Source organism: Deinococcus radiotolerans (assembly GCF_014647435.1).
Lineage (GTDB): Bacteria > Deinococcota > Deinococci > Deinococcales > Deinococcaceae > Deinococcus > Deinococcus radiotolerans.
In genome coordinates this window covers 61,993-86,509 of record NZ_BMPE01000011.1, presented here as the reverse complement: position 1 = coordinate 86,509, position 24,517 = coordinate 61,993, and the positions used below count along the sequence as shown (strand labels likewise).

26 protein-coding genes are annotated in these 24,517 nt (G+C 72.4%); 11 read left to right on the top strand and 15 right to left on the bottom strand.

Annotated elements, in window-relative coordinates; genetic code table 11:
- Nucleotide 1 precedes the first annotated feature (1 nt).
- Nucleotides 2-1,021, top strand: coding sequence for an ABC transporter permease (locus IEY63_RS15685; protein WP_189069933.1), 1,020 nt, complete (start codon nt 2-4; stop codon nt 1,019-1,021).
- A gap of 181 nt (nt 1,022-1,202) precedes the next feature.
- On the opposite strand, the gene IEY63_RS15680 is transcribed toward IEY63_RS15685, so the two are convergent.
- The 7 genes from IEY63_RS15680 to IEY63_RS15650 form a co-directional block, all read right to left on the bottom strand.
- Nucleotides 1,203-1,628 carry a hypothetical protein gene (locus tag IEY63_RS15680; protein WP_189069932.1) on the bottom strand — a complete coding sequence of 142 codons (426 nt, stop codon included), beginning with the start codon at nt 1,626-1,628 and terminating at the stop codon, nt 1,203-1,205.
- The gene (gene ygfZ, locus IEY63_RS15675; protein ID WP_189069931.1) at nt 1,621-2,496 is read right to left on the bottom strand and encodes a CAF17-like 4Fe-4S cluster assembly/insertion protein YgfZ; all 876 of its coding nucleotides are present in this window, start codon (nt 2,494-2,496) and stop codon (nt 1,621-1,623) included. The genes IEY63_RS15680 and ygfZ overlap by 8 nt, the downstream gene beginning before the upstream one ends.
- Before the next feature lie 66 nt (nt 2,497-2,562).
- Nucleotides 2,563-3,654 carry a glutamyl-tRNA reductase gene (hemA, locus tag IEY63_RS15670; RefSeq protein ID WP_189069930.1) on the bottom strand — a complete coding sequence of 364 codons (1,092 nt, stop codon included), beginning with the start codon at nt 3,652-3,654 and terminating at the stop codon, nt 2,563-2,565.
- Entirely contained in the window at nt 3,651-4,208 is a 558-nt protein-coding gene (locus IEY63_RS15665) for a precorrin-2 dehydrogenase/sirohydrochlorin ferrochelatase family protein (RefSeq protein ID WP_229784751.1), read from the bottom strand. The genes hemA and IEY63_RS15665 overlap by 4 nt, the downstream gene beginning before the upstream one ends.
- 126 nt (nt 4,209-4,334) lie before the next feature.
- The gene (gene cobA, locus IEY63_RS15660) at nt 4,335-5,855 is read right to left on the bottom strand and encodes a uroporphyrinogen-III C-methyltransferase (protein ID WP_189069928.1); all 1,521 of its coding nucleotides are present in this window, start codon (nt 5,853-5,855) and stop codon (nt 4,335-4,337) included.
- A 10-nt stretch (nt 5,856-5,865) separates the two neighbouring features.
- Entirely contained in the window at nt 5,866-6,501 is a 636-nt protein-coding gene (locus IEY63_RS15655) for a hypothetical protein (RefSeq protein WP_189069927.1), read from the bottom strand.
- A 7-nt stretch (nt 6,502-6,508) separates the two neighbouring features.
- Nucleotides 6,509-6,790: a hypothetical protein gene (locus IEY63_RS15650; protein WP_189069926.1), complete on the bottom strand. Its 282-nt coding sequence runs from the start codon at nt 6,788-6,790 to the stop codon at nt 6,509-6,511.
- A gap of 108 nt (nt 6,791-6,898) precedes the next feature.
- Here IEY63_RS15650 and IEY63_RS15645 point away from each other — a divergent pair, with 108 nt between their 5' ends.
- Nucleotides 6,899-7,621 (top strand): GNAT family N-acetyltransferase, encoded by a 723-nt coding sequence (locus IEY63_RS15645; protein WP_189069925.1) that lies wholly within the window; start codon nt 6,899-6,901, stop codon nt 7,619-7,621.
- Here IEY63_RS15645 and IEY63_RS15640 read toward each other — a convergent pair.
- Both IEY63_RS15640 and IEY63_RS15635 read right to left on the bottom strand, forming a co-directional pair.
- Complete coding sequence (locus IEY63_RS15640) at nt 7,618-8,064, bottom strand: NUDIX hydrolase (protein WP_229784750.1); 447 nt, start codon at nt 8,062-8,064, stop codon at nt 7,618-7,620. The two genes, IEY63_RS15645 and IEY63_RS15640, sit on opposite strands and share 4 nt — an antisense overlap.
- On the bottom strand, nt 8,061-8,510 hold the full coding sequence (locus IEY63_RS15635) for an NUDIX domain-containing protein (protein ID WP_189069924.1): 450 nt from the start codon (nt 8,508-8,510) through the stop codon (nt 8,061-8,063). The genes IEY63_RS15640 and IEY63_RS15635 overlap by 4 nt, the downstream gene beginning before the upstream one ends.
- 376 nt (nt 8,511-8,886) lie before the next feature.
- On the opposite strand from IEY63_RS15635, the gene IEY63_RS15630 reads away from it, so the two are divergent.
- From IEY63_RS15630 to IEY63_RS15590, 9 genes are all read left to right on the top strand, one after another.
- On the top strand, nt 8,887-9,882 hold the full coding sequence (locus IEY63_RS15630) for a C39 family peptidase (RefSeq protein ID WP_189069923.1): 996 nt from the start codon (nt 8,887-8,889) through the stop codon (nt 9,880-9,882).
- Nucleotides 9,883-9,972: 90 nt separating this feature from the next.
- A complete protein-coding gene (locus IEY63_RS15625; protein ID WP_189069922.1) occupies nt 9,973-11,586 on the top strand; it encodes a pilus assembly PilX N-terminal domain-containing protein in 1,614 nt (537 codons plus the stop codon).
- Nucleotides 11,583-12,047 carry a pilus assembly FimT family protein gene (locus IEY63_RS15620; protein WP_189069921.1) on the top strand — a complete coding sequence of 155 codons (465 nt, stop codon included), beginning with the start codon at nt 11,583-11,585 and terminating at the stop codon, nt 12,045-12,047. Before IEY63_RS15625 ends, IEY63_RS15620 begins: the two co-directional genes overlap by 4 nt.
- Nucleotides 12,044-12,451 (top strand): type II secretion system protein, encoded by a 408-nt coding sequence (locus IEY63_RS15615; RefSeq protein WP_189069920.1) that lies wholly within the window; start codon nt 12,044-12,046, stop codon nt 12,449-12,451. Before IEY63_RS15620 ends, IEY63_RS15615 begins: the two co-directional genes overlap by 4 nt.
- A complete protein-coding gene (locus IEY63_RS15610) occupies nt 12,448-13,200 on the top strand; it encodes a PulJ/GspJ family protein (RefSeq protein WP_189069919.1) in 753 nt (250 codons plus the stop codon). Before IEY63_RS15615 ends, IEY63_RS15610 begins: the two co-directional genes overlap by 4 nt.
- Before the next feature lie 137 nt (nt 13,201-13,337).
- Nucleotides 13,338-13,676 carry a hypothetical protein gene (locus IEY63_RS15605; protein ID WP_189069918.1) on the top strand — a complete coding sequence of 113 codons (339 nt, stop codon included), beginning with the start codon at nt 13,338-13,340 and terminating at the stop codon, nt 13,674-13,676.
- Between the two features lie 97 nt (nt 13,677-13,773).
- Nucleotides 13,774-14,580 (top strand): hypothetical protein, encoded by an 807-nt coding sequence (locus IEY63_RS15600; RefSeq protein ID WP_189069917.1) that lies wholly within the window; start codon nt 13,774-13,776, stop codon nt 14,578-14,580.
- A 43-nt stretch (nt 14,581-14,623) separates the two neighbouring features.
- Nucleotides 14,624-16,279 carry an adenine deaminase C-terminal domain-containing protein gene (locus IEY63_RS15595; protein ID WP_189069916.1) on the top strand — a complete coding sequence of 552 codons (1,656 nt, stop codon included), beginning with the start codon at nt 14,624-14,626 and terminating at the stop codon, nt 16,277-16,279.
- A 28-nt stretch (nt 16,280-16,307) separates the two neighbouring features.
- Nucleotides 16,308-16,697 (top strand): 2Fe-2S iron-sulfur cluster-binding protein, encoded by a 390-nt coding sequence (locus IEY63_RS15590; RefSeq protein WP_189069915.1) that lies wholly within the window; start codon nt 16,308-16,310, stop codon nt 16,695-16,697.
- Nucleotides 16,698-16,756: 59 nt separating this feature from the next.
- Here the strand turns inward: IEY63_RS15590 and IEY63_RS15585 are convergent, their stop codons facing one another.
- The 6 genes from IEY63_RS15585 to IEY63_RS22285 form a co-directional block, all read right to left on the bottom strand.
- On the bottom strand, nt 16,757-17,527 hold the full coding sequence (locus IEY63_RS15585) for a DUF421 domain-containing protein (protein WP_189069914.1): 771 nt from the start codon (nt 17,525-17,527) through the stop codon (nt 16,757-16,759).
- Nucleotides 17,517-17,732, bottom strand: coding sequence for a hypothetical protein (locus tag IEY63_RS15580; protein ID WP_189069913.1), 216 nt, complete (start codon nt 17,730-17,732; stop codon nt 17,517-17,519). Before IEY63_RS15580 ends, IEY63_RS15585 begins: the two co-directional genes overlap by 11 nt.
- Before the next feature lie 225 nt (nt 17,733-17,957).
- Nucleotides 17,958-18,797: a response regulator gene (locus tag IEY63_RS15575; RefSeq protein WP_189069912.1), complete on the bottom strand. Its 840-nt coding sequence runs from the start codon at nt 18,795-18,797 to the stop codon at nt 17,958-17,960.
- Entirely contained in the window at nt 18,794-19,549 is a 756-nt protein-coding gene (locus IEY63_RS15570) for a DUF4388 domain-containing protein (protein WP_189069911.1), read from the bottom strand. The genes IEY63_RS15575 and IEY63_RS15570 overlap by 4 nt, the downstream gene beginning before the upstream one ends.
- Nucleotides 19,546-22,260, bottom strand: coding sequence for a hybrid sensor histidine kinase/response regulator (locus IEY63_RS15565; RefSeq protein ID WP_189069910.1), 2,715 nt, complete (start codon nt 22,258-22,260; stop codon nt 19,546-19,548). Before IEY63_RS15565 ends, IEY63_RS15570 begins: the two co-directional genes overlap by 4 nt.
- Nucleotides 22,261-22,276: 16 nt before the next feature.
- Entirely contained in the window at nt 22,277-24,493 is a 2,217-nt protein-coding gene (locus IEY63_RS22285; RefSeq protein WP_229784749.1) for a methyl-accepting chemotaxis protein, read from the bottom strand.
- Between the last annotated feature and the right edge of the window lie 24 nt (nt 24,494-24,517).

Below are 24,517 nucleotides of genomic sequence, written 5' to 3'. Positions count from 1 at the left end.
CATGACCGTTGCTGCCGCCCCCAGGCGGGACCGCACCCGCTTCCAGGAATTCTGGACCAGTCCCGCCACGCGCAAACTGCGCCGCAACCCGCTGGCCATCACCGGCCTGATCATCACGCTGCTGTTCGGCATGGTCGCCCTGTTCGCGCCGCTGATCGCCAAACCCAGCGGCAACTGCCTGCGCGACCTGAACATCACAGAGGCCAACGAGGTCTACAACCCGGCCCGCGCGGCCTTCTGGTCCGCCGTGTTCGCGCCACCTGAAAGCTGCTACCGCACCGAGCGCCTGAGCTTCCAGCAGCAGCCCACCAAACCCGACGCGCAGGCCCCCTTCGGCACCGTGAACGGCTACAACATCTTCTACGGCCTGGTGTGGGGGACCCGCACCGCGCTGAAAATGGCGTTCATCATCGTGGCCATCACGCTGGGGCTGGGCGTGATCATCGGCGCGATCAGCGGTTACTACGGCGGCTGGATCGACAACCTGATCCAGCGGTTCATTGACGTGCTGTTCTCCCTGCCCCCCCTGATCCTGACGGTCGTGATCCTGACGATCCTGCGCGCCCGCTTCCAGAGTGGCGGCGGGGACTACGATCCCACCGTGCCGATCATCGTAGCCTTCTGCGTGACCGGCTGGGCCGGCTACGCCCGCCTGATCCGCGGTGAGGTGCTGCGCACCCGCCAGCTGGAGTACGTGGACGCCGCCCGCAGCCTGGGCGCCCGCGACTTCCGCCTGATCATGAAGCACGTGGTACCCAACAGCATCGCCGCCGTGTTCACCATCGCCGTGCTGGACCTGGCGACCGTGCCCCTGAGCGTCGCGGGCCTGTCCTTCCTGGGCCTGGGCTTTGAGCCGGGCTTCTCCGAGTGGGGGCAGCTGGTGGACGCCGCGCGCGCGTGGCTGAAACCCGAGTACTGGTACGTGCTGGTGTACCCGGCCGTGTTCATCGTGCTGTTCAGCCTGGCGTTCAACCTGTTCGGTGACGGTCTGCGCGACGCGCTGGACCCCAAGTCCCGCTGAGCCAACGACACCGGAACCCCCGCCTCTGAGCGGGGGTTTTCTCATGGGTCCTGAGGGGGCACTGGTGCGCAGCGAGGCCAGACAGGCTCAGCCTGCCCACAGTGCAGATCTCCCGGCGGTCGTCAAGTGTCATCCCACAGGCGCGGACAGGTGACCAGCCGCCTGCCACCAGGAGCGGCTTTCAGGGTTCGCGCACCCAGCCGGGCAGCTGACGCCACACCAGCAGGTGCAGCAGCGCGCCGGTGATGAGCAGGCTCAGGCCCAGCAGGGGGGTGCCCGCGAAGGCGCAGGCCAGCAGCAGGGGCACGCCGGGCGCGCTGCTGGCCTGGATGGCGCCGGTCAGCGCAGCCTGCGGGGCGCTGAGATCCGCGCGGTGGGCGGCGCGGCGGGCCAGCACGAACGCGCCCAGGCCCAGCGCCACGGCCACGGCCCAGAGGATCACGGCGGCCGCGCGGTCCGGCTGGGCGGGCGAGAGGAGCAGGACGGTCCCGATCAGCACGGCGGGGACTGCCAGGGCGCCCAGGGCCAGCAGGTACGCGCGCCGGGCGGCTCGCAGGAGTGCGGTGCGGGTGCCGGCGCGCAGGTCGCGGGTCAGGGTGTCAAGCATGCGTGCGGATCAGGGCCACCGTGGCGGGCTGTCCGGCCACCTGCACGGCCGCGCCGTCCGGCAGTTCCTTGCGAATGCGGGCGACGCTGCCTGGCCCGGCGTGCAGGCCCGCCTGCCCGACCACCTTGCCGTCTGCGGTGATCTCGGCGCCCGCCTCCCAGCGGCCGGGGCCGTTCAGGCGCGCGAGGTGGTAGCGGGCGTTGCCGCGTGCTTCGAGGCGGGCCATGATTTCCTGGCCCACGTAGCAGCCCTTGCGGTAGCTGATGGCTGGCAGGGGGCCGCTCAGGTCCAGGCCGACTTCCTGTGGGAGGGTGCCGGTCAGGGCGTCGCGCGTGATGTCCGGAATGCCGCCCTGCACGCGCGCGGCGTCCAGTTCAGTCAGGGGCACCTCGGCGCCCGGCAGGGTGGCCAGGACCGCGGCCTCGTGCCGGGCGAGGTAGTGCAGGTCCACGCCCGCGGCGCCGGTGCGGTTCACGCGGCCCGCCAGGACGGTGCTTCCAGCCAGCTCGAAGGTCTGCGCGTCCCCGCCGTCCGCCTGCCAGCCGGGCAGGGCCGCGCCGGGCCAGAGGTGCACGGTCCGCAGCTCGTCGCTGACGTCGTGCACCTCCACCTGATCGAAGATGATGTAGCGCCGCAGCCGCGCGGCCAGGGACTGCGCCTGTCCGGCGTCTAGGTGCAGGTACACGTCCTGGTCGCGTTTGTAAGCGCGGGCGAACTGCTCGATCTGGCCGCGTACGTTCAGGAACGCGCAGGGCACCAGGCCCGGCGTGGGGGCCGCGCGGAGGTTGTTCGTCATCTGACCGTGCACGAAGTCCACACGGTCCGCGCCGGTCACGCGCAGGCTGCTGGAGGGAATCCGGGTCCACATGCCGACCAGGGTACGGGATGCGGCGCGGGCCATGTGGGAGCCGGGTGACACGGGCGCGGTGGGCGGTCAGTCGCTGGCGAGGGCCAGTTCGCGCTGCCGGGCCTGCCGGGTCAGGTGCCAGCGGCTCAGGTCCGCGGCGGCGTCCCGGACGATGGCGCCCGCGTGCGGCAGCGCGGCGCGGCGGCTCTGCATGTTGCGGGCGACGATGCCGGTCAGGTCGTCGAGGTTGTGCAGGTGCGCGCCGGGTACACCCGCAATGTCGGGGTTCAGGATGCGCGGCACGCTGATGTCGATCAGGAACATGGGGCGGCCCGGGCGCTGGCGCAGCGCGGCATTCACGCCGTCTGCGCCCAGGACGTAGTGGGGCGCGCCGCTGGAGGCGATCAGCACGTCCGCTTCGGGCAGGACCTCTTCCAGGTAGTCGGCGGCGCAGGGTCGTCCGCCGAGTTTCTCGGCGAGCTGCCGGGCGCGTTCCACGGTGCGGTTCACGACGATGACGTCCTCAACCCCGGCGGCGCGCAGGTGCGTGAGGGTCAGTTCGGCGGTCTCGCCCGCGCCGATGATCAGGGCGGTGCGGCCCGCGAGGCTGCCCAGCGCGGAGTGCGCGAGGTCCACGGCGGCGCTGGAGACGCTGACGATCTTGTCGCTCATGCCGGTCTCGAAGCGCACGCGCTTGCCGGCGGCCAGGGCGCCCTGCGCGACCTTGTTCAGGGTGGTGCCGGTCAGGCCGCGTTCGCGGGCGTCCATCCAGGCGCGTTTGACCTGCCCCTGGATCTGCGTCTCCCCGATCACGAGGCTGTCCAGGCCCGCAGCCACGCGGTACAGGTGCGTGACGGCGGCCTCGCCGGTGTGGATGTACAGGTGGTCGCGCAGCTGTTCGTTCCAGGCGCCCTCGAAGGTCGCGAGGGGGTCGCCGCTGACGCCCGCCATGTACACCTCGGTGCGGTTGCAGGTGGCGAGCAGCATGACTTCCTGCGCGTACCCGCACAGGTGCGAGAGCAGGGCGCCCTCGTGACCGGCGCGGACGGCAGCGCGCTCGCGGATCTCGACCGGTGCGGTCTGGTGGTTCAGGCCGACGACCACGAAATCCAGGGCGCGCGGGATGTGGGCGCCCGTGCGGGTCAGCAGGGCGTGCGCGGTGGGGCATGCGAGGGTCATGCGAGCCCCACGGCGCGGCGGATGTCGGCGCGCAGGGCGTCGAGGCTGGCGGCCCGCTGGGTATCCGGCTGGGTGATGGCCAGTTCGCGGCGGGCGGTCCAGCCGTCCAGGCTCTCCTCGTCGGGCAGGAGGGCCGTGATGCGTTCCGCGAGCGCCTGGGCCAGGAGGGGCAGTTCGCGCCCGCTGGTGACGGCCACCTGCACGCCCGCCCGCTCGGCCTGCGCGGGGAAACGCCAGTTGCCGCGTGTGGCGTCGGCGGCGTCGTTGACCAGAGAGCCCTGCGCCTGGGCGTCGCGCACGACGGCCGCGTTCACGTCGGCTGAGCCGGTGGCCGCAATGACGAGGGCCGCGCCGCTCAGGTCGCCGCGCCGGTAATGGCGGCTCAGGGCGGTCACGGGCAGCGCCGCGAAGTCCGGGTGCTGCTGTGGGGCGATGACCTGCACCTGCGCCCCGGCGTCCAGCAGGGTGCGCGCGCGGCGCAGGGCCACGGTTCCTCCGCCGATCACGACGGCGCGCACGCCGCGAAGATCAAGGAAAGCTGGGAGGAAACTCACGTGGCGCAGCATAGCGCGCCGCGCACGGGGCAGCCGTCCCCGACCGATCGGTAAGAAAGACGACTGGGACGGGATTCCAGTGCGAAAGCGTCACCGGGCGCGGGACGCCCGGTGAGGGGCCAGCCGCTAGCCGCCCACCCCGGCCCTCAGGGCGTCCTCGGCCGCGTCGGCCAGGGCGTCCAGGGTGGGAACGCGGGCCACGGTCACGCGCGTGAAACCCGCCTCGCGGGCCGCGTCGGCCGTCTGCTCGCCCATGGCCGCCACGCGGAAGTCGGTGCCGGCCAGCGCCGCCAGGTGCCGCGCCGCACTTCCGGACGCCAAGGTCACCACCGCCGCGCCGCGCAGGCGGTCCATGCTCAGGTCGTCCGGCTGGGCAGGTTCGGTGCGGTATAGTTCCGCCCGTTCGTACGGCAGGCCGCGCGCGGTCAGGGCGCGTTCCAGGTGATCCTCTGCCAGCTGCGAGGTGAGGTGCAGCAGCGTGCCGCCGTCCGGCGTGGCGGGAATCTGCGCGCCCAGGTGCCGGGCCCCCGACACACTGGGCACGAAGTCTGCGCGCAGGCCGCGCTCCGCGAGTGACCGGGCGGTGCTGGGCCCCACCGCTGCAAGCCGCGTGCCCGCCAGGTGCCGGGTGTCCAGACCCAGCGCGTCCAGGTGTTCCAGCAGCGCCGCGACCGCTTGGTTGCTGGTCAGCAGTAGCCACGCCACGCCACTCAGGTCGCGCAGACGCGCGTGCAGGGCCTCCGGCTGCGAGGCCGGCGCGAAGCGGATCAGGGGGACCTCCAGCACGCTCGCGCCGCGGGCCCGCAGCCGCTCGGACAGGTCGCTGGCGCCCACGCGGGTGCGGGTCACGGCGACCGTCTGCCCGGCCAGCGGACCGCGCGCCCCGTGGGCCTCCTCGAACCAGCGTAGCGGCCCGTGCAGGCGCACCACCTCGCCCACCACCGTCACCGCCGGGGCTTCCAGGCCTGCGGCGCGTACCTCGCTGGCAATGGTGGCCAGGGTGCCCGTCACCACCCGCTGCTGCGGGGTCGTGCCCCACTGGATGGTCGCGGCGGGCGTGTCTGGCGCGCGGCCTGCACCGATCAGCTCGGCGGCAATCTGATCCAGGTTCCGCACGCCCATCAGCAGCACCAAGGTGTCCACGCCGGACAGCCGCCCGTAGTGGGCGCTGCCGCCCCGCGTGTTCCCGGTCAGCACCGCAAACGACTGCGCGAGGTCACGGTGCGTGACCGGAATGCCCGCGTAGGCGGGGACGGCCAGGGCGCTGCTGACGCCGGGCACCACCTCAAAGGGAATTCCGGCCTGCACGCACGCCTCGGCTTCCTCGCCGCCCCGGCCGAACACGAACACGTCCCCGCCCTTCAGGCGCACCACGTGCCGCCCGCCGTCCTCCAGCGCCCGGCGCACCATCAGGTCGTTGATCTGCCCCTGCCGGATGTACGCCGAGAACCCCTTCTTACCCACGTAGACCGTCTCGGCCTGCGGAGCGAAGCGCAGCAGGTCCGGATTGGCGAGGTAGTCGAACAGCACCACGTCGGCCTGCTCAAGCGCCTCGCGGCCCCGCAGGGTCAGCAGGCCAGCGTCCCCGGGTCCGGCGCCGACCAGGGACACGAACGCTCGGGACGGAACGAGGGACGCGGCAGTCATGCCGCACAGCCTAGCGGGCGTGCACGCCCCGGTACGCGGCCTCCTCTGTGCAATCTCCGCCGTCCACGATCTGCCCGCCGGACAGCCGGGCCGCGCCGAGCAGCACCGCCCGCCAGTTCAGGCGTTGCAGCGCGTGAGCGGCCAGCAGGTACGCGATCCGGTCCGGCCAGGACGCCGCGCGGACCACGGATTCCACCTCCAGGCGCAGGGCGGCGCGCTCCGGCACGGCGCGGAAGGTGACGGTCCCCGCGTCGGCGTGCAGGTGCAGGGTCCGCAGGCAGAAGTGACGGGCGCCCACCTCGTCCACCACCACGCGCGCGCGGCGGGTGAAGCCCATCAGGATCTTCAGGCGCGACCCGCGCCGCAGCGGCGGGCCCCCCTGCGCGGGCAGCGGCGCGTCCAGACCCTGGAACCACGCCGTGAGTTTCGGCGCGAGCGTCGGCAGGGCCTGCAAGGTCAGGGCGGTCAGCGCCTCGGGCGAGCGGTCGGGTCGCTGCACGCGCAGCCAGTAGCGGCGGTGAGTGACCGGGCCCACCCCGTCGGGCAGGTCGGTGGGGCGCAGCGGGTGCCGGGGCGACTGGAGGTACGCGGTGTACGCCAGGACCACCCCGGTGAGCAGCGCGGCCGGCCGGATCAGGGACGGCACGGGCCCCTCAGTCGGCGGCGCTGGCGTGCACGTCCGTCAGGTCAAGGTGGTGGGCGGACGTGTCGTGCAGCCCGGCGAAGCGAAGGTGACGCTGGCAGATGAACCACATCTCATCCCGGTCGTTCGGCAGGATGAAGTACGCGTCCGAACTTTCCGAGGGGTTGTACACGCCCAGCACCCGGTACGCGCGGTGCTCGGTGAAGCCGCTGGCCAGCGGTCTGGGCATAGGCGCGCGTGGACCGTCGAGTTCCACGATGCGGACGAACAGCTGGGGGTGGAATGCGATCATGCCTCATCGTTCACCCGCGCCCTAACGGCAACGGAGCCGTGCGTCACAAGGTCAAGGGCGGCCTAACGTTCCCCCAGCGCGCCCCCCCGCCGCGCTAGGCTGGCCCTCATGAACGAACTCATCCGGCAGCTGGCGCAGGCCGAAGCGTCCGCCCACGGGCGCGGCGGCGTCCGCGCGGAGTTCGGCCCACTGGTCGCCGCGTACCACGGGCCGGACCTCGCGCTGAACAGCGCCTGGCACGACGGCCACGCCACGCCCACCGAGGCGGACCTCAGCGCGTTCGAGGCGTTCAGCGCCCAGCACGCCGCGCCCATCACCCTGCACGTCCTCTCCCCTTTCGTGAACGCGGCGCTGCCTCTGCTGACCGCGCGGGGCTACGTTCTCTCATACACCCTGCACGCCTACACGCGCGACCTGCGGGACCTGCCCAGCACGCCCGCGCTGGAGGTCACGGCGGAGACCGACCCAGCCACCTGGGCCGCCCTGTCCGGGCAGGGCTTCGGCCCGGGAAGCGAGCCCATCATGCGCGTGGTGGCCGGGTTACCCGGCACGCAGCGCTTCACCGCTCACGTGGACGGCCAGCACGCCGGAACGGCAGCCCTGAATGTGCAGGGAAACGTCGCCGCCCTGTTCGGCACGTCCACCCGGCCCCAGTGGCGGGGGCGGGGCGTGCAGACGGCGCTGCTTGCCGCCCGGCTGCACGCGGCGCGCGGTCAGGGCGCTGCGCTGGCCAGCGTGTTCGCCACGCCCGGCAGTGACAGTGAACGCAACATCCGCCGCGCCGGATTCCAGCTGAGCGCCCTGCGCCTGACCTTCACCCGGCCTGGCTAGGGCCGCCCGCGCAGCTGGGTCAGCGCGGCGCGGTCCACCGGACCCAGCGCAGCGGGCAGGGCCGCCAGCGGCCAGAAGCGCAGTTCAGTGCCCTCGGTCCCGTCCGGGCGGGGCGCGCCCTCCCAGCGGCGCACGACGTACACGGCCGACACCTGATAGAACTCGTCGCCGTTCGGCAGGCGCACGAAGGTCCCGGCGCCGCTGATCACCTTCAGCAGCTGCGCCTCCCGCACGGTCAGGCCGGTCTCCTCGTGCACCTCGCGGCTCAGGGTTTCCTCCAGCGACTCGCCCGGCTCGCACAGGCCGCCTGGGGTCCCCCAGCCGCCGGTGTCGCGGCGGCGCTGCAGCAGCACCCCCTCACCCCGCAGGAGCAGGCCGCACGCCCCCGTGAGGATCAGGGGCATCGGGCCGGTGCGGGCCCTCAGGTCGCGGACGTAGCTCACACCTGCCACGCCAGCGCGGCGCGGCCCAGGCGGGTCAGGGGCAGCCCGGAGAGTTCGGCTGGGGCCCAGAAGCGCAGTTCGGCCAGTTCGTGCCCGTCGGGCTGCGGGGTGCCGTGCCAGGCCGTGACGCGGTACGCGGCGGTGTAGCTGTAGAACTGGTCGCCGTTGGGGACCTCGCTGAGCCGGTCGGGGCACAGCAGGTCGATCAGGTGCGCGTCCGTGACGGTGAGGGCACTCTCCTCGTGCACCTCGCGGCGCAGGGTGACGTCCAGCGCCTCACCCAGTTCGCACAGGTCCGCGATGAGGCCCCAGCGTCCGGACGTGACGCGCCGGGCGAGCAGCACGCGCCCGTACGGGTCGGTGATCAGTGCTGCGACACCGATCAGATTGACGGGGCGTGGGCCGATCACAGCACGAAGCTCACGGATGTATCCTTCTCTACTCATATGAGTATCTTACACATCATGCACAACAGACGCAGATCAAACTGTGCCGAAGCGCCGCGAGCCGGACGCGCGCACGGCGCCCAGCGCTGCGAAGTGGCGGCCGCTGGACTCACCCGGTGCGCCCCTGCGTGACCCGCACCCCACCCACCGGTCACCGGCGACCATGACCGACTCAACCAGCCCGGACCGGGACGCCTCAGACTCACGGGGCCGCCGGTCCGGCCTGCACCTCGGTCCCCCCCGACGCCGGGGCGGCCACTCACCACACGCCCCTGGGCGCGCGGCATCATCCGGGGCACACATGAATCGCGGCTCCCTGCTGTCTGCCCTTGTTCTTTCAGCGTCCCTGCTCATGCCGGACGCGGAGGCCCTCACCATGACGTACCCCAACACGACCACCACCATTCACGAGCAGCCCGGCGACTGGGCCGGCGGCGAGGGGCGCGGCGTGACGGCCGGCGCGGCGGGGCTGAGCCTCGCGCCCGGCGCGACGAGCGGCACGTGGACGTCTGCGCCGCTGCGCGTGCCCGCCTTCGACGAGCTGATCCCCTCGTGGAACGCCGTGACGCCCGTGCGGGGCAGTGTCAGCGTGGAAGTCCGCGCCCAGGGCGCCGGCGGCTGGACCCGCTGGTTCAGTTTCGGCACCTGGAGTGACAGCGGGGACCGCGCCAGCCTGGACGGGCAGAAGGACGCCGCCGGGCAGGTGCTGACCGACACGCTGCGCCTGACGGCCAAGGCCAGCGCCTTCCAGTACCGCGTGACGCTGCGCGGCGCGGGCACCGGCGTGCGCCTCGTGGCGTTCAACACCGCGGACCGCGCGCGGCGCAGTGAGGCGCTGGGTGCGCCCGGCAACCGCGCCGCGTGGGGCCGGGAGGTCAAGGTGCCCATGCGCTCGCAGATGCTCTACCCGAACGGCGGGGAGGTCTGGTGCAGTCCCACCAGCGTGTCCATGATCCTGGCGCATCACGGCCTGAACGTCACGGTGCCCGACGCCGCGCGCGGCACGTTCGACCGCGAGTACGACGGCACGGGCAACTGGGCCTTCAATGCCGCGTACGCGGGCGCGCGCGGCCTGCGGGCGGTGGTGCTGCGCCTGCCCAGCCTGGCCGCCGCTGAGACCTTCACCGCGCAGGGCACGCCCCTGGCGGTCAGCCTGGGCTGGAAGGCCGGGGAGCTGCCGGGCGCCGCGATTCCCAGTTCCAGCGGGCACCTGATGGTCCTGACCGGCTTCGACGCGCAGGGCAACCCGGTGCTGAACGACCCGGCCGCGCCCACCGACGCGGGCGTGCGCCGCGCGTACCCGCGCGCCGCGTTCGAGCGGCTGTGGCTGGGTCACTCGGGCGGCCTCGTGTACCTGATCACGCCCCGCTGAGGCACCCGAACTGACCTGCAGCACACCCCGTTCGGGTGCGCTGCCTCATGTGTGGCATTTTTCACGTGCGGGTCACCGTACCTTGCCGTCATGCACCCGCCCAGCCGATCAGCCCACCCCGAACACGAGGGGGGCGTGGCCCTGGTCATCACGCTGCTGTTCACCGGCATCGTCCTGATGATCATCGTCATGACCAGCGCCACCCTGGTCACGGGCTCACGCGGCGGCGGCGCGGACGAACGCCGCGCGTACCAGGCCCTCCTCGCCGCCGAGAGCGGCCTGAACACCGTCATGGTCCGCGTCAACCAGCGGCTGATCAGCGCCCCCTATACCGGCAGCACGCCCGCCGACCTGGGGCGCTGGCTGGACAGCCTGAGCACGGACGCGGAATCGGCCCTGTTTCCCAGCACCCTCAGCTTCACGCCGGTGGGCGGGGACCGCTTCACCGTGGAATCCCGCGGAAGCGCCAGCAGCGCCGTGAAAGTGGTGCTGCACGACTTCCAGCTGACCCCGGTCTACCTGCCCGCTGGCCTGCGGGTGCGCGCGGCCCTGACGTCCCTGCCGCCCGTCAACGCGAACGGCAGCGCGCAGATCTCCGGGCAGTCCGGGCGCGGCGTGCTTACCACGCTGACCGGAGCGGGTCTGAATGCCAGCGTCGGCACGCAGCAGGTGACGGTCACCGTCGCGGACGCCAGCGGCCTGAGAAGTGGAGATTACGTGCAGATCCCACCCGGCAGCGACGGGCCCCGGTTCCGCGTGACCGGCATCAGCGGCGCGCAGGTGCAGCTGACCAGCGTGCCCGCCGCCCTCACGTCCGCGCTGTCCGCCCCGGCCGGCACGGGGGTCGAGCTGCTCCTGAACGCCGCCGCGCAGACGAGCCTCAGCGTCACGGACCCCATGCCGCAGCGCGTCTCGAACGCCGGGGACTTCACGGTGGGCGAGACCGTCACGGTCGCCGGGTACGCCGCCCGGGTGACCGGCGTGGGCGGCCCTGGCAGCGGCGCGCCGGATCAGGTGACGCTGGACTGGGTGGCCGGCCAGCCCGCCCGCATCCCCGAAGGCACCGAGGTCACGCGGGACGTGAGCGCCATGCGCAGCGGCAGCAGCATTCAGGTCAAGGGCACCAGCCGGGCCCTGGACAGCTTTCAGATGGACGGCCAGAACGACTGCGCCGCGCTGGCCGGTCAGGCCGTGCAGTGCGAGGGCGCCCGGGATCCGCTGCTGAGTACGAACAGCGCCGACCCGTTCTTCACGCGGCAACTGCTGGGCCTGAACGACGCGGACCTCGACGCCCTGGTCCCCCTGACCCGGCCCGACTCATCCGGGAATTTCCCACCCATGGTGAACGCCGTGCGCCGCATCCGCGCGCAGGACTTCGACGCCGCGCTGAAGAACAGCGACTCCAGCGGCGTGCTGATCGTCGACGGGGACATCAACTCGAACGTGAACGGGCGCACCACCTTCGACGGATTCATCTACTTCCGGGGCAACCAGGGCGGCAAGTTCAACGGAAACCTCACGGTGAACGGCGCCGTGGCCGTGCGGGGCGGACCCATCGAGGGCCTCACGACCGACGATCAGACCACCGACCTGACCGGGAATCTCACCGTGAACTTCAATGCCGTCCAGCTGCGCCGTCGGCTTTTGAATGCGCGTGGCGGCGCCCGCCTGACCGACACCGCAGGCTCCTGGAGGCAGCGGTGAAGGGCTCAGGGTTCACCCTGGCCGAGCTGCTGGTCGTCCTGGCCATCATCGGGATCCTGGCCGCGCTGGGCGTCAGCAGTTACCTGCGCTGGCGGGCCAGCAGCGCCGTCCTGGAGGGCACCCAGGTGTTCACGCAGGCGGTGAACGCCGCCCGCACCGGCGCCAAACGCCTGAACGCCTGTCAGGAGGTGCAGCTCACGGCCAGCAGCGCCAGTCCGTCCCTGACGGTCCGCGCGTACCCGGACAACGCCTGCGCCGGCACGCCCACCACCCGCGTCCTGCCGCTGCCTGCCGGGGTGCAGGCCAGCCTGGACAGCGGCGTCAACAGCCTGAGCTTCCGCGCGCCCTACGGCTCCACCGACGCGGCCGCGGCGCAGTTCACGGTGTTCTGGGCGGCGGACCCCAGCATTCAGCGGCCCGTGCGGGTCACGGGCGTCTTCGGGAAGGTGATCGTGAAGTGAGGCGCATGGGCAGCGAGGCGGGCCTGACCCTGATGGAGGTTCTGGTGGCCCTGGCGATCTTCACGGGGCTGTCCGTGGCGGTGCTGGGCCTCCTGCCCACGCTGTTCAAGGTCAACCGCAGCAACCAGACCGATCAGGAGGTCACGGTGGCGGCCAAGGCCTACATGGAATCCGTCCGGACGGCGTACAGCGTGCAGGCCGCGTTCGACGCGGGGACCCTGCCGGCCGCGCCGGACACCGGCCTGCTGGGCGGCCTGACCTGCACGCCGTCTCAGTCGAACCCGGTGGCCGCGTGGACCACCCCGGCGGGCGGACCGCTGCTGCGGCGCGTCACGCTGAGCTGCTCGGGCAGCGGGCAGCCCACCTTCACGTTCACACTGGACTTCGGGCGGCCCGCCTCGTGAAGCGCCGGGCGAACGAGGCCGGCCTGACCCTGATCGAGATCCTGCTCGCGCTGGGCATCATGGGCACCGTGCTGGTCCTGATCACCAGCTGGCAGACCAGCACCCTGAACCTGACCACGCGCGCGAACGCCACCGGGCGCGGCCTGAGTGAACTGAACGACCTGACCGGGTACCTGGGGGACCGCGTGCGCGGCGCCCTGCGCGTGCGGGTCGCCACGGGCGGCCTGACGGTCAATGGGAGCAGCGGGAACAGCTGCTCGGCCGAGCAGCCCTGCCTGGCGGCCGTCCTGCCAGACGCGAATACAGCGGGCACCGTCACGAGGTACGTGCTGTTCGTGTACCGCTTGGAGCCCCGCTCGAAGGTCACGCTGGACAAGGCGACAGACGCGTGGGCAGAGGAGCACGTGCAGGTGCTGCGCGAGTACCGCAGCGGCGACAGCGCTACCAGCCCCGTGAACTGCGTGCCCGCCGCGGGCGAAACCTTCGAGACGGCCAGCGGCCCGGGCTGCGCCGCCCTGCGGGACCTGGCGGGCCTGGGTGCCGTCCGCGGCTTCCAGCCGTTCCTCGTGTCGGATGACCTGACCCCTTCGGACCAGCTGCCGGGTGGCGAGGCGCCGTTCAGCTGGAACGCGGCCACGAGGTCGGTGACGCTCCGCGTGCAGTTCCGGCAGCAGGCGGGTGGGCGCGTGACCACGCTGCCCCTGACGCAGGCGTACGCCCTGAATGTCCGGGCTCGCAACGTGCCCTGACCGCAGCTGAAAGTAACCGTCAGGGGTCCTGCACGTGACCCTCAACGCTTCTGCGCAACAGCGGCAGGAGGCGCTGGCCGCTGCGGCGAGGGGCAGATAAGTGTGTGGGGAGCGGCATGGGCCGGTAGGCTGAGCGGGTGAGCTTCCCAGCCCGCCTCACACCGTTTCGTCAGGCCCTGCTGTGGCCCGCGCTGCTGATCCTGTCCGGGTTCGTTCTGAGCCTGTGGGTGGGGCAGGTCACGCGCTTCGGTCCTGTGCCCGGCACGGACCTGCGCGGCGGGCAGGAGGGGTGGCGGGTGGATCTGCTGGACGCGCTGCTGTGCACCGTCGCCGGGGCGCTGATCTGGCAGGCGCGACAGCGGGCGGTGCGGGCGGCAGGCGGGGGCGGACTGCCGGACGAGGAGCGGCCCTGGCTGTGGACCGTCTGGGCGCTGGTGCTGGTGAAGCTGTTGCTGGCCGTCACGATCTACCGCTGATCCGGCGTCCACCTGAGGTGTGACGCTGCCCAGTGGCGTGACGCTGCGCCGGGCTGGCCGACCGGCGCCCGGCCTGGCGGCGCTCTATGCTCGGGGTATGGACTTCCCGACGACCTGTCCGCAGTGCGCGCACGTGAACCGCGCGGAGTTCGCGGACAGCAGCGTGCATGACCTGCGCTGCGCCCGCTGCGGCGCGCGGTACTGCGTGCTGGTGCGCAAGCAGAAATTCGAGGTGCTGTTCGATCTGGGCACCCGCGCCCTGATGGACGGGTACGCGCGCGAGGCGGTGGCGAGTTTCGCTGCGGCGCTGGAGCGTTTCTTTGAGTTCTACGTGCGGGCGTTCGCGCTGGAGCACGCCGCGGGGCGTGAGGGGTCTTTTGAGGAGGCGCTGACCGCGCTGGAGGGCACCTGGCGGCACGTGTCCAGCCAGTCCGAGCGGCAGCTGGGCATGTTCGCGCTGGCGTATCTGCTGCGCGAGGGTCGCGAACCGGATTTCCTGACGCCGAAGGGCCTTGGGACCGAGTTCCGCAACCGGGTGATTCACCGCGGCGCGCTGCCGACGCGCGCGGAGGTGGACGCGTACGCGGCGGGCGTGTTCACGTTGATTGACCGGCTGCTGACCGAGCTGGGCGGCAGCACGGCGCACGCGGAACTGGTGCAGGAGCAGGCGTTCGCGGCGCACGTGCGGAACCTGCCGGACGGCGTGACGGTGGTGTTCGAGGAGCATCCGGGCATGTTCCGCGCGCGGCGGTTCGGGACGCTGTCGCCTATTGCCAAGCCGGACAAGGCGCGCGTGCAGGCGGCGTCCGGGGTGAATGACGCCCGGGCGTTCCAGCAGGCGCTGTTCGAGCGGGCGCTGGAGGAACGCGGGTCGCTGCTGCACGGGTTCAAGAGCGCGCCGTAGCCGCTGGGCTAGGCGGCCCCGCGCGGCTTCTCTACACTGCGTCATGGTTGGAACCGGGGAAGGATGGGATCGGCGGCGTCTGGTGCGCGTGGCGCGCGGTGAGGAGAGCGGTGACCTGCTCGTGCGGGGCGCGCGGGTGGTGCAGCCCGCCACGCGCGAGGTGTTCGAGGCGGACGTGCTGGTCGCGGACGGCCGCGTGGCCGCGCTGGGCAGCGGCTTCCGGGCAGCCCGGGTGATCGAGGCGCGCGGAGCAGTCATGGCGCCGGGGTTCATGGACGCGCACGTGCACATCGAGTCGAGCCTGCTGACCCCGGCGGGTTTCGCGGGCGCGGTGCTGCCGCGCGGCACGACGGGCGTGGTCGCGGAGCCGCACGAGCTGGTGAACGTGCTGGGCGCCGGGGGCCTGAAGTGGATGCTGGCTGCGGGCCGCAGCTCGGGGCTGCGCGTGTGGGCGTCCGCGCCGTCGTGCGTGCCGGCCAGCGAGTTCGAGCGGGGCGGGGCGTGCGTGGACGCCGCGCAGACCGCGCGGATGCTGCGCGTGCCGGGCGTGCTGGGCCTGGCGGAGATGATGAACTACCCCGGCGTGCTGGGCGGCGACGAGGGCGTGTGGGCGGTGCTGGAGGCGGGGCGCGCGTCGGGGTTGCGGCTGGACGGGCACGCGTCGGGCGTGCAGGGCCGGGACCTGATGGGGTACGCGGCGGCTGGCCTGCACTCGGATCATGAGGCGACGACGCCCGAGGAGGCCCGCGAGCGCCTGCGGGCGGGCCTGTGGTTGATGGTGCGCGAGGGCTCCGCGGCCCGCAACCTGGAGGCGCTGCTGCCCGTACTGCGTGACCGGCCGCGCCGCGCGATGCTCGTCAGTGACGACGTGAGCGTGGACGAGCTGCTGGATCTGGGCCACCTGGACCGCCTTCTGCGGATGTGCGTGGCGGGCGGCCTGCATCCGGCGGACGCAGTGGCGCTGGTGACCTGCAATCCGGCGGAGTACTGGGGGCTGCACGACGTGGGTCTGATCGCCCCCGGGTACCATGCGGACTTCGTGCTGCTGCGCGACCTACAGGGGTTCGAGGTGCTGGAGACCTTCGTGGGTGGCGCCGAGGCCCGCGCGGGCACGCACACGCCGCCCCTGCCGGGTGGGGGCGTCAACCTAGGCGCGGGCTGGGCGGACGCGACCTTTGAGGTGCCCGCGCACTGGCCCGTCATGCAGGTCCACCCGGATCAGATCACGACGGGGGCCGGCGAGCCCGGCAGCGGGGACGCGCGGCTGGTCGTGGCCGACCGCTACGGGCAGGGGCAGTGGTCGGCGTGCTGGACGTCCGGCACGGGCCTGCGCGGCGCGACGCTGGGCATCAGCGTGCTGCACGACGCGCACCACGCGGCCTTTCTGGGCGGCACGGACGAGGACGTCCGCGCGGCGGGGCGGGCCTTGGAGCGGCTGGGGGGCGGGCTCGTGCTGGTCGCGGGCGGCGAGGTCCGCGCGCAGCTGCCCCTGCCGTTCGCGGGCCTGATGACCGACCTGCCCCCCGCGCAGGCCGCAGCGGCGCTGGGCCAGGTGACGGCGGCGTGCCGCGCGCACGGCTGCGTCCTGCCGTACCCGGTGACGACCCTGGCGTTCCTGGGCCTGACGGTCATTCCCGCGCTGAAGCTCACGCCGCGCGGCCTGCTGGACGTGCCGGGCTGGCGGCTGCTGCCCCGCTGAGCGTCCCCGGCGTGGCATGCTGGGGCGCATGACCCAAGGTGAAGCGGTGACGGTGCAGGTGCAGGGCTTCGGTGAGATTCAGGCGCGGGCCGGGGAGCGGCTGGTGCTGGCGCTGGAGCGCGGCGGCGTGGACGTCCTGCACCGCTGCGGGGGCGTGGCGCGGTGCACCACCTGCCGCGTGAGTTTCCAGGAGGGCGAGCCGGACGCCATGACGGCCGCCGAGTTCGACAAGTTGCAGGAAAAGGGCCTGCTGGGTCAGGCGCGGCTGTCGTGCCAGATCGAGTGCGCGCCGGGCATGGCGGTTACGCCGCTCCAGACGGCGAGCAGCAGCGGTCTGGAGCCCGGCAAGGCGCCCGCCGAGGCCATCGAACCCGAGCCCGTGTGGACGACCCGTCCCGGCGCCTCCACCGAGGGCTGATTCCCACGCGTACAGCGGTGTACGTTGGAGCAGTTCCCGCCCTAGGGTGAGGGGCCTGCTCAGTTGTGGGCGTCCTGAGCGCCGCGGCCCCCGCCGTCATGGGTGGCGTCGCCCGGCGCGGCTAGGGGATCGGTGGTGGCGACCGTGAATCGCTCACTGCCGCAGGCGCACAGGTGCGCCGGGGAAGGCTGCGGGCGGCACTCGTGGGTGGCGCCGCACTCCAGGCACGCGAGGGGACCCGCCGTGACCGTGCCGGCCGGCACGGTCGGGGGCGGCTCCAGGTCCCAGGGGGGCACGACGGGCAGGCCGGGCGGGGCGCTGCTGGCGTGCGTGAAGACGGTGAGGTTACCGTCCTGCTCGAAGTACGCGCGCTGCACCTCGCCCAGCTGCCGGACGCCCTGGGCGCGCAGGCGTTCGAACAGGTCCTCTCGGCTCAGGTTGGCGCGGCCCAGCGCGCCGGGGCTCATCACGCCGTCCCGCACGAGTTCCACCGGGACGCCCTCCATGAAGGACTCCACGTGCTCACTGCGGATCACGAGGCGCGCCATCAGCCACTGCAGGCCCACCACGAGCGCCAGGACCAGCATGGCGTGCAGCAGCGGCACCTCCGGGTAGAACATGGGGTCGCCCGCGGCGGACCCGAGCGCGATCACAATGGCGAACTCCAGCGGGCTCAGCTGCGCCAGGCCGCGCTTGCCGGTGAAGCGCAGCAGCAGCAGCAGCCACCCGAAGATCACGGCGGTCCGGAACGCGATCTCCAGCAGGAACAGGGGCGGCGTGTCGCCCAGGAACATGCGCGCCCAGTCGAAGGGGACGACCTCAGCGCTCATGGTCCTCCTGCGCGCCGGGAACGGCCTGCGCGTCGGCGCTGGCGTGGCCCAGGCCGGCCAGGATGCGGGGCCGCTCCCAGCCGGTCAGGGTGCTCAGGTCATTCAGCGTCGCCTCGAAGTGGGGGGTGCCGGGCGCCTGGGTCCGCAGCTGCTGCCACAGGGCGTTGCGGCGCCTGAGTTGGCCGGTCCTCTGGCGGGTGTCCATGCGGGCAGTGTAGGCCGCGTGTTCCGGAGCCTGCGCATAGGAGTTCCTTCATGCGCCCTCCATTCATGGGGCGCCCGGTTCCGGCGGAGGCGCAGCGGGCGGCGCCACGCGCGCCTCAGATGCTGCTCATCCGGGGTCCGTGCGGTGGCGGCAGCCCCCCGCGCATTGCACACAGGACAGGGAGGCGGCGGGTGACTCCCCGCGCGCCTCCCTGTCCCGTGGCCGTCAGTTCAGCTGGGCGGTCTGCCAGCGCTGCACGGCCCCAGCGGCGTCCCCGCTGCGCAGTTGCGTCACGAGCTGCCCGTCACGGTGGGGGCTGAGCAGCAGGGTCTGCCCGGCGTAGCTGAGCAGAATGCCGCTCAGGTCACCGCGGTTCAGGTGGTGGCTGGCGGTGGCGGCGGCCGTCACCATGAAGCGGGCGTACATCGCGAAGCTCTCGGGCAGTTCAGGACCGAAGTGATCCATGAGGTCGCCGTCGGCGCTGTACAGCACGGCGCCCTCCACACCCTGAACGGCCTGCAGGCCCGCCAGGGGGCCACTGTGCGGAGCGGCGCTCTGCGGGGCCGGGGTGCCCAGGGTCTGGGCGTCCGGGGCGGGGGCGGCGGGCGGCGTGGGTTCAGCAGCGACCGGGGCGGGCGTGCTGGCGGGAGCCGCCGTGCCGTCGCGCTGGGCGCGGGCGTCGAGCGCCGCGTGCACCTGCGGTTCAATGGCGGGCAGCAGTTCGGCGGGCGTGAAGGGTTTGCGCAGCACGCCGCGCGCGCCGGCCGCCTGCGCGTCGCGCTGGGTGACCTCGTCCACGATGCCGCTCATGAGCATGACGGGCACGTTCAGCTGCCGGTCCATCAGGATGCGCGCCAGTTCCAGGCCGCTCATGCCGGGCATGAGAATGTCGGCCAGCACGAGGTCGGGCAGCGGGTCAAGGGTGTCCAGGGCGCTCTCGGCGCTGTCGGCCATGCGGATCAGGTAGCCCTGGGGGGCCAGGATGCGTTCCAGGGCCTTGCGGACGCTCACGGAGTCGTCCACGACCAGAACGGTGATGGGTGGGTTGATGTCAGCTGGGTTCATGAGGCCTCCAGGGCGGATTGGTTCGGGGTGGCGTGCGCGTGATCCTCGTGGACGGCCGCTTCCATCAGCAGCCGCGAGGTGGGCGTGTTCACGCCGCGCGGGTAGGCGCCCAGCGGGTCGGGCGGCATGAGGTGGAACCGGAAGTCGCCCGGGGCGCGGCTGCTGAGCAGGTGTGTGATGGCCTGCGGGGCGGGCCGGTCGCCGCATTCGGCGTCGATGATCTCACCGCGCCGCAGCACCAGATGCGCGGGCTGCACGCCATGGTAGATGAGCAGCAGGCCCGAAAGTTGCAACTCCTGCGCGCACAGCAGGATATCGGTCAGGGGCAGGCTGCCCAGCTCGCCGCTCAGGGCGGCGCTTTCCGGGTCGTGCCAGCGGGGGGCGCCCGCGCCGCCCAGGGCCTGGAGGGCCAGGGCCAGGCCGTCCGGGGCGGTCAGGCCGGCCGGGACGGTCACGTCGAAGGGGCCGCCGTAGCGGCTGGGGCGCTGCGCGCCGGGAATCAGGACGATGGTCTCGGCGGTGGCCGGGTCGTCCCGCAGGATTTCGTGCAGGTCGGCGGGGCTCAGGTCCTCCAGGCTGGGGTCGATGGTGACCAGGCGGGGTTTCTCGCGTTCAATCTGCGTGAGGGCGTGCAGGCCTCCGGCGGCGGTCGAGGCGCTCCAGCCGGCCGCTTCGATCAGGGCGGCGTGCGACAGGGCGCGTGACAGGTGGGGGGACACCACCAGGCAGGCGGCCCCGTCGCCCGCGGTCATGCCGGGGCTCCGGCGGCGAGCAGCGCCTCGAGTCGGCGGTGCAGCAGGCGCTCCTCGGCGGGTTTGGCGAGGTAGTCGTTCGCGCCGAGTTCCATGGCGAGCTGCTGGTGCTTCTCGCCGGCGCGGGTGGTCATGATGACCACGGGCAGCTGCGTGTGCGCGGGGCTGGAGCGCACGGCGCGCAGCAGCTCGAAGCCGTTCATGCGCGGCATTTCCAGGTCGCTCAGGAGCAGGTCGGCCTGCTCGCCGGCCAGCAGGCGTTCCAGGGCTTCCTGGCCGTCGCTGGCGGTGGCGACCTGGTACCCGAAGCGTTCCAGGCTGCGGCCCACGTGGCGGCGCACGCTGAGGCTGTCGTCGACCAGCAGGATGCGCCCGGCGCTCTGGGCGGCGCCCGTGACACGGGTGTCGCGCTGGGCGGGGCGGGCGCGGCGCAGCCCGGCGGGGTCGAGCACGGCGACCGGGTAGGCCTGCCCGTGCTCGTCGTTCAGGGTGGTCATGCCGCTCAGGTACTCCAGGGACGTCAGGAGGTTCCCGGCGGGGCGCAGCACGATTTCTTCCAGGCTCTGGAATTCGTCCACGATCAGGTGCAGGGTGCCGCCGTCTTCCTCGGGGACGGACAGGCGGGCCACGTAGCGGGTCTGGGCGGGCGCCTCGCCCCACAGGAGGCTGAGGTCCACGCTGCCGTCCGGCGCGTCGCCGTCCAGGGTGGTCATGCCCTGCACCTGGCTGGCCAGGACCGCGACGCGCTGCGCGCCGGCGCGCAGGACGAGCACGTCCGCGATCTGCTGCGCGACCGGCACGTGCAGGGTGGTGGCGGTGCCCTGGCCGGGCACGCTGCTGATGCTGACGCGGCCGCCCAGGCGGGTGATGGTGTCGCGCACGGCGTCCATGCCGACCCCACGCCCGGCTTCCTGCGTGACCTGCGCGGCGGTGCTCAGGCCAGGCAGGAACACCAGCTGCGCGGTCTGCGCGTCGGTCATGCCGCTCAGTTCGCCGGCGCTGACGTGCCCGGATTGCAGGGCGCGCTGGCGCAGCGCGTCGTAGTTCAGGCCGCGGCCGTCGTCGCGCACGGTGACGTGCAGGTGCCCGTCGGCCACGCGGGCGTCCACGCCCACCTGCAGCAGGGCGGGTTTGCCCTGCGCGGCGCGGTCCTCGGGGCTCTGGGCGCCGTGCACGGCGGCGTTGGTCAGCAGGTGCAGCAGCGCCTGCCCGAGCGGCGCGGCGTACTGCGCGTCGATCAGGCTGTCCTCGCCGTGCACGGTGAGTTTCAGGTCGGTGCGGCGGCCCGCCCAGCGGTGCAGTGGGGCGGTCACGCGTTCCAGCGGGACGAGGCGGGCGCGGCTGAGTTCCACGCGCAGCTGGCGCGTGAGTTTTTCCAGGCCGGTCAGTTCGTCACCCAGCGCGGTGATGGCCTGCGCGGTCTGCGCGCGGACCTCCACGAGGTCGGCGCTCAGCTCGGTCACGGCGCGCGCGAGGATGTTCAGGTCGTCGTACGTGTCGAGTTCCAGCGCGCCGAAGTCCGCAAGGCGGTCTTGCAGGCCCAGGTCCGCGGCGCGGGCCGGCTGGCCGGGCAGGCGGTCCAGGGGCACGCCGGCGCTGGCCCCGCCGGGCGTGACGTTGGGGTTCAGGTAGCGTTCCTCGAAGTCCCGCACGGTGCGCTGCACGCGTTCGTGCGCGGCGTCGAGGCTGGCGGCCACCTGCTGCTGACGCAGCAGCAGGCCGTTCAGGCGGGCGCGCGCGGCGACCAGTCCGGCCACGTCGTCCAGCATGCCGTCCAGGCGGCCGCTGTCCACGCGGACGCTCAGGCGCGCTTCGGGGATGGGCGCGGCTGTCTCTGTGACGGGCAGCAGTGCGGCGGGGGCCTGGCCGCTGAGCAGGGCGCTCACGGCGGCGCGGTACCCCTGGATACGGGCCTGCGGGGACTCGCGGACCTGGCCCTCGGCGTGCGCCAGCACGAGTTCCACGACGTTCAGGCCGTCGTCGATCAGGGGCAGCGCGCGGTCCAGGGTGACGGCGTCCTCGCGGGCGGCGCCCAGCAGGTCCTCCATGGCGTGGCCGACTTCGGCCATGTCCGCCAGACCCACCATGGCGCTGCTGCCTTTCAGGGTGTGCGCCGCGCGGAACAGGGCGGTCAGGTCGGGGGTGTCGGCGTGCAGGCCGCTGCGCAGCGTGGCGGCCAGCTCGGCCGCCTCTGGGCCGAAGTCCTCCCAGATGGCGGCGTTCACGACCGCGAAGGGCGGCTCCTCCTGCTCCTCGGTGCGGGCCTGGCGGGCCTGCAACTGGAAGGGCTGGGTGCGCAGCAGTTCCGTGACCTGCGCGGGACCGCCGATCTCCGCGAACAGCAGGCCCACGTCCCCCTCGCTCTGGCCTTCCTCGATGCGGTTCAGGGCGCTGCTGAAGCAGGTGTGGGCGCGCTCGAGGATCTCCGTGAGGATGGGCACGGCCTCGTCGGTGTTCAGGTGCACGCGCCCTTCCATCAGGCGTTCGAGCAGCGCAGCGAGCGCCGCGGTCTGCGGGTGGCCGTACAGGCCGGCGGTGCCGTGCAGGCGGTGGCTGAGCACCCAGAGGGTGTCCAGCGCACGCGCGCGGTCGGCGGGTACCCACAGGTCGACGGTGGCGTCTTCCAGTCCCGCGGCGACGCTGCGGGCGTCTTGCAGGTAGGAGGCCGTCAGTTCCGGGTCCAGGGTGACCGGGGGGGTGAGGGAGGTCACATCAGCTCCTTGTGCCTTAGTTGGTGGGGAGCTTGAAGCGCGAGAGGCTCTGCAGCAGGTTCTGCGCGAGGTGCTGCAGGCGGCGGGCGGCGGCGCGGCCCTGCTCGACGCTCTCGTTGGAGTTCTCGGCCACCTGACCGATCTGCTGCACGGCTTCACTCACCTGCTCGACGCTGCGCACCTGGTCGGTGGTGGCGGCGTTGATGCGCTCGGCGAACTGCGCGGACTCGGCGGCCAGCTTACCCAGCTGCTCGATGCGTTCCCCGGCGATGGCGGCGACGCGGTAGCCCTGTTCCACCTCGCGGGTGTTGTCCTCCACGCTGCCGACCACCTCGGTGATTTCCAGCTGCACCGTGCGGATCAGGCTGGCGATGCGCGCGGTGGCCTGCGCGGAGGAGTCCGCGAGTTTACGCACTTCGTCTGCCACGATCGCGAAGCGGCTGCCGGCGGCGCCTGCACCGGCCGCCTCGATGGAGGCGTTCAGTGCCAGCAGGTTGGTCTGGCTGGACAGGCGCGAGATGGTGTCCACGATTTCCTGAATTTCCAGGGAGCGTTCACCGAGGGTCTTGATGCGCCGGGCCACGCCCTGCACCTCGCGGCGGATGTTCTGCATGCCGTCCAGGGTGCCCAGCACGGCCTCGCGGCCCTGCTCGGACGCTTCGAGCGCCTGGCGTGCGGATTCGGCGCTGAGCTGCGCGGCCTCGGCCATGTCGCGGAAGCCGTCGGTCACGGCGCGCACCTGTGCGGCCACGCGGCGGGTTTCCTGGGTGGTGGTGTCGGCGCCCTGCACGATCTGGTCGGTGGTGCGCAGCATGTCGCGGCTGGCGTCCGTCACGGACACCGACGCCTTCTGCACCTCGCCCAGCACCTGCCCCAGCTCGTCGACCATCAGGTTGATGGAGTCCACGACGTTCCCCAGCACGTCCTCACTGACCACGCCGCGGCGGGTCAGGTCGCCGCCGGCGATGTCCATGGTGACGTCCAGGAACGAACCGATGTTGTTCTGGAGTTTGGCCGCTTCCTCGCGCTCGTTGAGGTTCTTCTCCTCGTTGACGCGCAGCTGCGTGGTGGCGTTGTTGAAGGTATGCGCCATGTAGCCCAGCTCGTCGCGGGTCTGCACGGGCACCTGCACGTTCAGGTCGCCGCTGGACACGGCGCGGCTGGCGCGGGTCAGTTCGGTCAGGGGCTTGACGATGGCGCGCGACAGGCGGATCAGCAGCGTGAAGGCCAGCACCAGCGCCGCGATGATCGCCAGCAGGGACAGCAGACGCTGGCGTTCCGTGTCACTCATGCGGCTCTGCAGGTCGCGGGTCAGTGTTTCCACGCCGGAGTTGTACGCGGCGCCCACCTGGAGCAGCGCGCTGTTCTGGATGCCCTGCACGTCCACGCTGTTCAGGCTGCCGCCTTCCACGGCGGCGCCCAGGTCGGCCAGGGCGGGCGTGACGGCCTCGTTGAGTTTCGTGGCGGCCTCGCTCAGGGCGGCCCCGGCCTTGGGGTCGGCGCGGACCACGCGGTCCACGCTGGCGTTGTAGGCGGTCAGGGCGTCTTGCAGGGTGACGTTCAGGTCCCGCAGCACGCTGAGGTAGGAGCTGTCGTCGCCGGGCTCGCGGCGGCCCGCTTCCGTGGTCAGTGCCGCGAGGTTCAGACCGGTGGACAGGCGCGGCAGGATGCGCAGCGTGGCTTCCATGGTGTGGAAGGTGTTGGGCACCGGGTCGAGCATCAGGCCCGACTGGGTCAGGAGATCCTCGCTCAGGTCGCGCTGGTAGGTGCTGAGCAGCTGCGCGTACGTCTGCAGGATCGCGAGGTCCGGCTGCGTGCCGATGGAGTCGGGCAGGGTCTTCCAGTCGCGGCGCAGGGACTGCACGCGCTCGCGGTACTCGGGCGACACCTGCGCTTCGAGCCGGTCGATAGCGCCGTCCATGGCCGACGCGGCCTTCGCGGCGCCGCCGCTGTCCCCACGCAGGGCGGTGGAGACGAAGCCCGCGAGGTTGGTGTTGATGTCACGCAGCGGCCCGAACTGCTCGATGCCGGACAGTTCCAACTTGGTTTTCGTGATGGCGCTCTGCTGCTCGACGAGCAGCGTGCTGACCAGCACGGTCAGCGGGACGGCGAACGCGAACGCGGCCAGCGAGAGCTTCTGACCCACGCGCAGCTGTCCCAGCCACCCGACTCGCTGGGCGTTGGTTTTGCGATTGGCGCGGTTGAGGCGGGCAGTCTGGAACTGGAGTTGCATGGGTGGACCTCCGGGCGGGAGCGG

Excerpts from the sequence above, each read along its gene's own strand:
- IEY63_RS15635 (WP_189069924.1), bottom strand. The coding sequence starts at position 8,510 with ATGAGTAGAGAAGGATACATCCGTGAGCTTCGTGCTGTGATCGGCCCA.
- IEY63_RS15680 (WP_189069932.1), bottom strand. The coding sequence starts at position 1,628 with ATGCTTGACACCCTGACCCGCGACCTGCGCGCCGGCACCCGCACCGCA.
- IEY63_RS15570 (WP_189069911.1), bottom strand. The coding sequence starts at position 19,549 with ATGACCGCGGGCGACGGGGCCGCCTGCCTGGTGGTGTCCCCCCACCTG.
- IEY63_RS15590 (WP_189069915.1), top strand. The coding sequence starts at position 16,308 with ATGACCCAAGGTGAAGCGGTGACGGTGCAGGTGCAGGGCTTCGGTGAG.
- IEY63_RS15650 (WP_189069926.1), bottom strand. The coding sequence starts at position 6,790 with ATGATCGCATTCCACCCCCAGCTGTTCGTCCGCATCGTGGAACTCGAC.
- IEY63_RS15630 (WP_189069923.1), top strand. The coding sequence starts at position 8,887 with ATGACGTACCCCAACACGACCACCACCATTCACGAGCAGCCCGGCGAC.
- IEY63_RS15625 (WP_189069922.1), top strand. The coding sequence starts at position 9,973 with ATGCACCCGCCCAGCCGATCAGCCCACCCCGAACACGAGGGGGGCGTG.
- ygfZ (WP_189069931.1), bottom strand. The coding sequence starts at position 2,496 with ATGTGGACCCGGATTCCCTCCAGCAGCCTGCGCGTGACCGGCGCGGAC.
- IEY63_RS15580 (WP_189069913.1), bottom strand. The coding sequence starts at position 17,732 with ATGGACACCCGCCAGAGGACCGGCCAACTCAGGCGCCGCAACGCCCTG.
- cobA (WP_189069928.1), bottom strand. The coding sequence starts at position 5,855 with ATGACTGCCGCGTCCCTCGTTCCGTCCCGAGCGTTCGTGTCCCTGGTC.
- IEY63_RS15575 (WP_189069912.1), bottom strand. The coding sequence starts at position 18,797 with ATGAACCCAGCTGACATCAACCCACCCATCACCGTTCTGGTCGTGGAC.
- IEY63_RS15645 (WP_189069925.1), top strand. The coding sequence starts at position 6,899 with ATGAACGAACTCATCCGGCAGCTGGCGCAGGCCGAAGCGTCCGCCCAC.
- IEY63_RS15685 (WP_189069933.1), top strand. The coding sequence starts at position 2 with ATGACCGTTGCTGCCGCCCCCAGGCGGGACCGCACCCGCTTCCAGGAA.
- hemA (WP_189069930.1), bottom strand. The coding sequence starts at position 3,654 with ATGACCCTCGCATGCCCCACCGCGCACGCCCTGCTGACCCGCACGGGC.
- IEY63_RS15585 (WP_189069914.1), bottom strand. The coding sequence starts at position 17,527 with ATGAGCGCTGAGGTCGTCCCCTTCGACTGGGCGCGCATGTTCCTGGGC.
- IEY63_RS15600 (WP_189069917.1), top strand. The coding sequence starts at position 13,774 with ATGGACTTCCCGACGACCTGTCCGCAGTGCGCGCACGTGAACCGCGCG.
- IEY63_RS22285 (WP_229784749.1), bottom strand. The coding sequence starts at position 24,493 with ATGCAACTCCAGTTCCAGACTGCCCGCCTCAACCGCGCCAATCGCAAA.
- IEY63_RS15595 (WP_189069916.1), top strand. The coding sequence starts at position 14,624 with ATGGTTGGAACCGGGGAAGGATGGGATCGGCGGCGTCTGGTGCGCGTG.